Genomic DNA, 7170 nt, shown 5'->3' with positions numbered 1-7170 from the left:
GGATCCGCACCTGCACGGGCACCCCTGCCCCCGGTCCAGGCGGCCGGCCTGGTCAGCGGCCCTTTGCGGCGGTGGTGCTCAGCTGCGACCTGAGCTTCAAGGGCGGGCAGGAGAACGACTACTGCGGCTTCTGCCTTCTGGGTCTGCTGCCGGACCCGGATTCCCGCCATCCCGTCGCCCAGGCGAAGGCCAGGGGTGAGCACCTGCACCCCACTGCCGCCCGGGTGCGGCCCCCGTCGCAGCCCATGCCATCGGTGGCGGCCACGGCCCCAGCAATTCAACAGGGGGGCTGCTCTCACCGGATCGAGGTGCTCTGGAGCCAGCACCACCGCCTCGATCTGCCGGGCGTGGTGAAGTTCCTCAGCCAAACCCTGGCATCGCTGGGCCAAGGTCTGAGTCCCGATGCGGTGCTGATCGAGGACGCCGCCAATGGCCCAGCCGTCTGCCAGCTGCTCCGGCGCCAGATCCCCGGCCTGATCGCTGTGCGGCCTCAAGGCAGCAAGGTGAGCCGCGCCCATGCCGTGGCCCCGCTGCTCGAGGCCGGCCAGCTGGCCTTCCGCAGCAGCAACGAAGCCCTGATCACCGAGCTGCTGGGCTTCCCCAATGCCGCCCACGACGACCTCGTGGATGCCTTCTGCCAGGGCGTGATCTGGCTGCAGACCCAGCACTGGCGCGGCAGCGGCAGGGCCGCCCCCCGGCCGCTGCTGTTCTCCCGCTGAGGGGCCAGACCCCGAGCAATACGACCTCTGACGATGCCCTCTCACCCAGCAGCACACCGCCCCAGGCCCCAGCAGACCACCGCCAGGGTCGTCGCACCGAGAGGTGCGCCTGGCAAAACAGCACCAGGCAGACGGCGCGGCGCGTTGCGCTCACCCCATGCCGAAACGGATGCCCTGGTGGTGGAACACCTGCCCTTTGCGGCGAAAGTGGCGGCCAACTACGCCCGCCGCACAGGACACCCCAGGGAAGACCTGGAGCAGCTGGCGGCGATCGGTCTGATCAAGGCCTCACGCCGCTACGACAACCAGCGTCCCGGCCGCAGCCCCAATCACTTCATCGCCTACGCCAGGCCCTACGTGAACGGTGAGATCACCCACTACCTACGTGACAAGGGATTCCTGATCTCGGTGCCGGGGCGCTGGCGGGAGCTGCATGCGCGAGGGCAGAAGTTGCTGCGGGAGGGAACAGCACCCCACGAGATTGCGGAGAGGCTCAGCATCACCATCGATCGTTGGGCTGAGATCTGCCAGGCTTGTGCCGTTCGCGTGGTGGCGATGGCGGTCAGCGCTGATGAGGAGTCGGGGGGGTAACGCTGCACCAGCGTGGCAGGCGCCCACGCTGGTGGGAACAAGCACCTTGTTCGCAACTACTTGTCTTCTGGAAAGGCGCGGAAATAGTCGGCGCGCAGCTCATCGTGATAACCCCAGCCAATATGAGCAGAAGACCTCATAATCGCTTCCAATCTCACTTTGAACGCGTCTTGGCTTGCGTCGGGCAAGCTGCAAACCTTGTCGAGGGCACGACGATACATCAGGTTCAGAGCAGCGTAAAATCCTTCGTCGATATCGCCGTAGTCGATCGTCAAGGCGTTTCCTTGCTCCACGAAGAAGGTCATCAGCTCCGCTTCTCCCAATGCATCGCCGACGGCCTTGCTGTAGTCACTGATGGCTTTTTTGGCCTTTGCAATCTGGATGGGCTTGTTCTTATGAACATCCGGATACATGCATTCGTCGATAATTTTCTTGTAGAATTCCTGCGGGTCTTCAACGACCGCTAGCCGAGCATGAAGAAAGGCCTGATTCTCCTTGGAGAGCCGATAAAGGTCTGCGACCAGGTTGACCAGCTGAGGTGCGTCCAGCTTCGTGACCTTGCTCTTGACGTCTGACCAGGATGCCCCAGCCTTGTTCACTTTCTTCATGGGCTATGCCTCTGATTCCTGTCTTTTACCAACGCCCCAGATCAGAAGCGGGCAGTTGCTCCAGCGTAGGCGGCACACTCAGCTCCCGTCTTCTGTATCTGGATGTTAGGCCTCACCGGAAACTAAAGTCATAGGCAAGCATTAATATCTGGCAAGTAGTCCTGTAGGTGCTGCGGAACACATCCTAGATTACGCTTGGCCATCTCCAGGACCTTCTCGACATAGGTTCCCCTGGTAATGCCAAAGAAGCGACTCAGATTCTTCGCTAAGTCTTTCTTGTTGAAGAGCCGCAGTGCAAGACTATAGTCCCCTGCACTTATTGCAGCCTGAGCCTCCGCTAATGCTGCAGCGTAAATGTTTTCTGGATTAATTCTATCTTGAAACACTTTAAACTCTTGGGAAAAGTGAGCAATGTCTGAACTACATGAGCTGAATCGGCCTAGCTCAAGAGACACTCGGTACTTGGTCAATTCCATAGCATGAGTTGGCAGCCAGCGCGTAAACTCCTCAAATACAAATGTACTTACATCATTGAAAGCCTTCTCTGGATCGATAGCTAGTTGCTGAGACACAGCCTTGACAAGCTCTGGAACAAGAAAGAGGTTTTCAACCTCCGCGACGAGAGGGACAAAGACACCGGCACGCTCATAGGCATCGATTTGCCCCTGTTCAAGGTAATCTCGGTCAACGATGCCAAAGCTCTTAATGTGATGCATATCTTCAAGCGACCTGAAGACTTTAGTGGCATTTACCACCGCACTACAACTACCCACTGATTTTACCGTGAAGCCAGGAAAAGCGTGGCGATAGAGAGCCGAATCATGAGAGCCGCTGGTACCCTCTACGAACAGCACGGGCTTACGGCTTCCGAGAAGTTCTAAAAAGACATCTTCAGGAATCTCTCTTTGATCAGGTATTGCGTACCAGCTAAACTCGGCGTTTCTGAACTCGCTGATGCATATCTTTGTCGAGCCAATGCGATCTGCGGCAAACGATAGATCGTGGGTTAGGTACACATAAATGCAATCTGGGCGAGCCTTCTCTAGAGAATCCCAAAGCAAGTTCTGAATTGCCTTGTGGAGGTGTATTTCTGGCTCGTCTACAACAATGATTGAATCATCTGGTGCACATAGGCACTGACCAATAAGGTAAAATATAACGCGCTCGCCGTCGCTCATGGCTCGCGCAGAATAGACCTCGTCAGGAAGATCTCTCTGCGAAACTTGAACTTCGCTGCTTTTGAATATGAGTGCCCGACTTGGTAACAGATTCTCCCACAGTGCTTGCACTTTTCGAATTAATGTGTCCGGCATCGGAATCAGCTCTTGACTCTTTCTCTGTTGCTCCTCATGGCTTAGCAATGCGGTGTAGTTTTCTGAGAAGAGGAGAGTAACCAAGGCCTCAAAGTCGCTTAATGGGGCTGTCTCTGCGTTTAACACCGAGCCGCCGTAGCGATGCTGAAGCCTCAATTGTGGTTTACCTCGTTCATATTGCTCGCGATCCCAATTTGGTGGAGGTGGGGCCCAGTAGAAGCTATCGCGAGCCTTTTCAAACCCAATAGGGCTTGAGTTCTCTGGAAAAACCAAAGAACGCTGTGCAGCAATTCGATGGACTCGTTCTTTCTGAGGCCCTTTAAATTCAAGCCACGTCCCAAGGCGACTTTTGCCAGAACCATTTGCTCCTACTACTACAATGCTAGTCTGACACTTGACTTCTGTATTTTGCTCGGGCAGTAATGCTGAAGGAGGAAAGGAAACTTTCTTTGTTTGCGGCTCAGTCACTACTGGCGTAATCTCCGAATCTGTCATTGATCTCATTTCGTCAGTGTGGCGCAATAGAAAGGAAGGTTTTGCTGGGTTCTAGTAATGTCGCAGTGTAGGGCCTAACTTGTTCTTCGGTGGTTTCCGTGAACCACTCCGGAGGGTAAATCTCTTTCCGATAACCAACTGCAGATCGTGGGCTGAACGGGTGTGAGCCGATTGTGATTGCAGTGGTCTTCAGCTGGCCCTCCTCAAACCGTAGGTGGTGTTCGCGGGTCTGAGAACCACCCAGACCAAGATCCCTTGGACCTGTTGCTCCCTGTTCGGGAGCAGTGGCTCAGTGACGTCACCGGCAATAGCCAACAGCCGCTGATCGGGCTTGTCCCAGCTCCCCCCGGATCCACTCCCCTGGCCGCTCCACCCCACCCTGCAGGCCCTGTTGCCCCGCCTACAGCTGGTGCAGGACTGCTGGCACCTGCTCGCCGGCCCCACCGGGACAGGCCGCAAGGAGCATTACCTCCCCCGCGGCGAACGCGAGCCTGAATCCGCCTACCGACGCCGGGTCGACGCGGCCCTGCCCTCGGGTTTCTTCCGTGATGCCCTGCGCACCTTCGCGGGGATGCTGGCCTCCAGCCACTGGCGTGAACTGCCGGCCTCGCTGCAGGCGGTGATCAGCGATGTGGATGGCTGCGGCACCGACCTGGGGGTGTTCCTGGAAGCTGCCGATCTGCTGGTGCTGCGCGATGGTGCGGCTCTAGTGGGTGTGATCCCCCCGGCCCATCTCTGGCCCAGCGAGGGGGACCGGCAGCAGGCCTTGCGCAATGGCGATCGGCTGTCGTTGCCGCGGCTGCTCCTGCTGGAGCGGGGAGATGTTCTCCATTGGCACCTTCCCGGCAACCATGCGCTGCCGGATGCGATCACCTGGCGCGAGCGGCGCCCCAATGCCACCACCCCGGACACAGAGACACCTCCGCCCAAGGACCCACCGCCCCATCGCTGGCAGTACCTGACGGCCTGCCTCGATGCCCAGGAACCCGGAGGGCCAGGCATGACCTTGATCACCGAGACCCTGGTGGCCGATCCCCAGGCGCCCTCGGGCTGGCGCAAGCAGCGCCTGGATCAGCGCCATTACCGCGGCATCAGTCAACTCTCCGCCATCTGGTACGCCAGCCATGGCGCAGCCTTCGGCGAGGGTGAACTGCCGCACCTGGGCCTGGCGCACCAGTACCTCAACCACTTCCGCTGCCAGAGCGACTACCAGGAGCTGCTCTACCGAACAGCGCTGCCGGTGGGCGTCCGCACCGGTGTGACCGGCCCCATGGCCTCCGGCCAGCCCAGCGAACCGGTGGTGCTGGGTCCCAACACCGTGATCGACCTGCCGGAGGGTGCCAGCTTCCAGTTCGTGGAGATCCAGGCCCGCTCGTTGGCGGAGCACCGTGCCTGGGTGGAGTCGCTCGATCAGCGCATGCGCCGCGATGCCCTGATCCCCGCTGCCGCTCAGGGGGCACCGCGCACCGCAACGGAGATCTCGATGGCGGCCTCGCAGGCCTACGCGCTGCTGCAGAGCCAGGCGATCCAGAAGGCCTCGATGTTCTCGTCGCTGCTGCAGCACTGGTGTGCCATCACCGGCGAGCCTTTGCCTTCCAAGGAAGGACAGGCCCTGGTGGTGGAGATCAGCCCGCTGGCACCGGCGCCCAAACCGCAGCCGACGGTGACCGAGATGCTGCAGCTGCATGAGCGGGGGATCGTCAGCGATGCCGCCCTGCAGCAGTGGCTGGGGGATCTGGCCGGTGTGGCACCAGCCCCCAACTAACCCGGCGAATCCTTCCCTGAGCGGAAGGCCTGTTCAGGGCACCAGATCGCGGCAATGGAATCGCCCAGGCCCCGCGTGCGGCCCTGTCGGTGCTCCATCCCCACCCAGGCGCAGACCAGGCCATCGAGGCTGTCTTCCAGTGGCTTGAGAGCAGCCAGTGCGGAGACCTGCTCAGGCTCCGGCAGAGGTAGGGCAATGGCCCCGATGTGCTGATCCAGGACGGCTCGGATCTGCCGGAACTCCACCAGCAGCCGGCGGATCCTCTCGGAAACCGGCAACGGCTCAGCCTTCCAGTACCGAAGCGAGCGGCTGACCTTGTAGGGAACCCGGTAGCCGCGCTGCAGCAGCGCCAGCAGGGCGACATGGGGATAGACCTCGATCACCCCGCGAGGCCCATGGAAATCTGTGGCGGTGTGCAGGGGGTAACCCCTGCTCTGCAGCTCCTGACGGATCCTGTCGGCGATGGCTCCAGGCCGCTGAGCTGTTGGGCTATGGACGGCGCAGCCCCGGTTGCCGAACAACCGCGATACCTCGCGATCAGCCGCACGTCGCTTGGCGATCGGCTCGGTGGAAAGCGGCATGTCGAAGGCGATCAGATTCACCGGCCGACCGCCAAGGCGTTCAGCGGCGTCCAGCAGTGCATCGATCTCTGGCCTGCTGCCCTGCGGCCGTGCCGCCCAGTCCACAGGGGTGCCATGGGCCAGGTTGATGAAGCTCTGGTAGCTGGGAGCCAAGGCCACACACGACCATGCATCTCCGCGCTGCTGCACCAGGGCCACACCACTGGGCTGATGCGCCGTCCAGGCCGCATCGATCCCCAGCACCAGGGCCCCGGCAACAGGAGTTGTCCTCTCGATCGCCACCGCCGTGCCGGATTCACAAACCCTGGCTGCAATCTGGCAACCCGGCGATCAAGAGGCGATTCGCCAGGCATTGGCCCTACCGGCCACGGTGCCATGCCTCGATGGCATCAGCCGGGCGATGGCGGATCTGGAGCGCCACCACCCCGCCGGCGTGCTCAGCGCCCGCGCCCTGCTCGATGCAGTGGACCTGATCGATCAGCAACTGCTGGAGGCCGGCCCCGAGCAGGAGCAGGCGATCGAAAAGCAGAGCCTCTCTGGTCCGATTGCCGGCTCAGTGGCGGCGGCGGGCGATGCGCCGCTGCAGAAGGCGGATGTGATCGCCTACGACACCGCTCTGTTGCGCCAGGAGAGCGAAACCGTCTACGCCAATCCCCACTCCAGCTCGGCGGCCCTGCTCAGCCAGCGACGACGCTACTGCGAGCAGCTCCTGCTGCTCCTGCCAGCGTTGGCCAGCTGGGTTCAGCTCAGAGCTGCCGCCGCCGGGACGCTGGGCAGCACGGCTCTGCTGCGGGGTTGAGCGATGGCAATGATCAGCCCGCGCCTCACCAGAAGCCAGCACCAGCGCAATGCAGCTCTGTGGGGCCCCACCCCCCTGCAGCCCTTCGCCAATGCCCGCCTGCTGCCGGCCGAAAACGCCATCCCTGGCGACACCAGCTCCGCGGTGGTGGCCAGCCACGTGCTCGAGTGCCTCCTCGAGCGCGCCAACTACATCTCCGCCAAGGAGAACGGCCCGGGAGTGGACACCGGTGACTTCACCTACAACGGCACCCTCTGCCGCAGCGCCCGCCTGCCGCCCAACCCCGGTGCCCTCTGGCT

Annotated in this window: 8 protein-coding genes; 5 read left to right on the top strand and 3 right to left on the bottom strand. The window is 61.4% G+C overall.

What is annotated here, in order from left to right:
- On the top strand, positions 1-719 hold a 719-nt coding region (terL, locus tag KBY78_RS14610), incomplete at its 5' end, for a phage terminase large subunit (protein WP_255144236.1).
- Between the two features lie 33 nt (positions 720-752).
- Positions 753-1310, top strand: a complete 558-nt coding sequence (locus KBY78_RS14605; protein ID WP_255144235.1) for a sigma-70 family RNA polymerase sigma factor — start codon at positions 753-755, stop codon at positions 1308-1310.
- Between the two features lie 56 nt (positions 1311-1366).
- Here the strand turns inward: KBY78_RS14605 and KBY78_RS14600 are convergent, their stop codons facing one another.
- Both KBY78_RS14600 and KBY78_RS14595 read right to left on the bottom strand, forming a co-directional pair.
- On the bottom strand, positions 1367-1918 hold the full coding sequence (locus KBY78_RS14600; protein WP_255144234.1) for a hypothetical protein: 552 nt from the start codon (positions 1916-1918) through the stop codon (positions 1367-1369).
- A gap of 128 nt (positions 1919-2046) precedes the next feature.
- Positions 2047-3726, bottom strand: a complete 1680-nt coding sequence (locus KBY78_RS14595) for a DUF4435 domain-containing protein (protein ID WP_255144233.1) — start codon at positions 3724-3726, stop codon at positions 2047-2049.
- Between the two features lie 331 nt (positions 3727-4057).
- Here KBY78_RS14595 and KBY78_RS14590 point away from each other — a divergent pair, with 331 nt between their 5' ends.
- A complete protein-coding gene (locus tag KBY78_RS14590) occupies positions 4058-5491 on the top strand; it encodes a DUF4055 domain-containing protein (RefSeq protein ID WP_255144231.1) in 1434 nt (477 codons plus the stop codon).
- Here the strand turns inward: KBY78_RS14590 and KBY78_RS14585 are convergent.
- Positions 5488-6354, bottom strand: coding sequence for a DUF429 domain-containing protein (locus KBY78_RS14585; protein ID WP_255144230.1), 867 nt, complete (start codon positions 6352-6354; stop codon positions 5488-5490). The two genes, KBY78_RS14590 and KBY78_RS14585, sit on opposite strands and share 4 nt — an antisense overlap.
- A gap of 4 nt (positions 6355-6358) precedes the next feature.
- On the opposite strand from KBY78_RS14585, the gene KBY78_RS14580 reads away from it, so the two are divergent.
- Positions 6359-6871: a hypothetical protein gene (locus tag KBY78_RS14580; protein WP_255144229.1), complete on the top strand. Its 513-nt coding sequence runs from the start codon at positions 6359-6361 to the stop codon at positions 6869-6871.
- Between the two features lie 3 nt (positions 6872-6874).
- A partial coding sequence (locus KBY78_RS14575) for a hypothetical protein (protein WP_255144228.1) occupies positions 6875-7170 on the top strand: 296 nt, incomplete at its 3' end.

Origin of the sequence: Synechococcus sp. EJ6-Ellesmere, assembly GCF_024345875.1 — a bacterium.
GTDB lineage: Bacteria > Cyanobacteriota > Cyanobacteriia > PCC-6307 > Cyanobiaceae > Regnicoccus_A > Regnicoccus_A antarcticus.
This window is presented reverse-complemented; position numbering and strand designations above follow the sequence as displayed.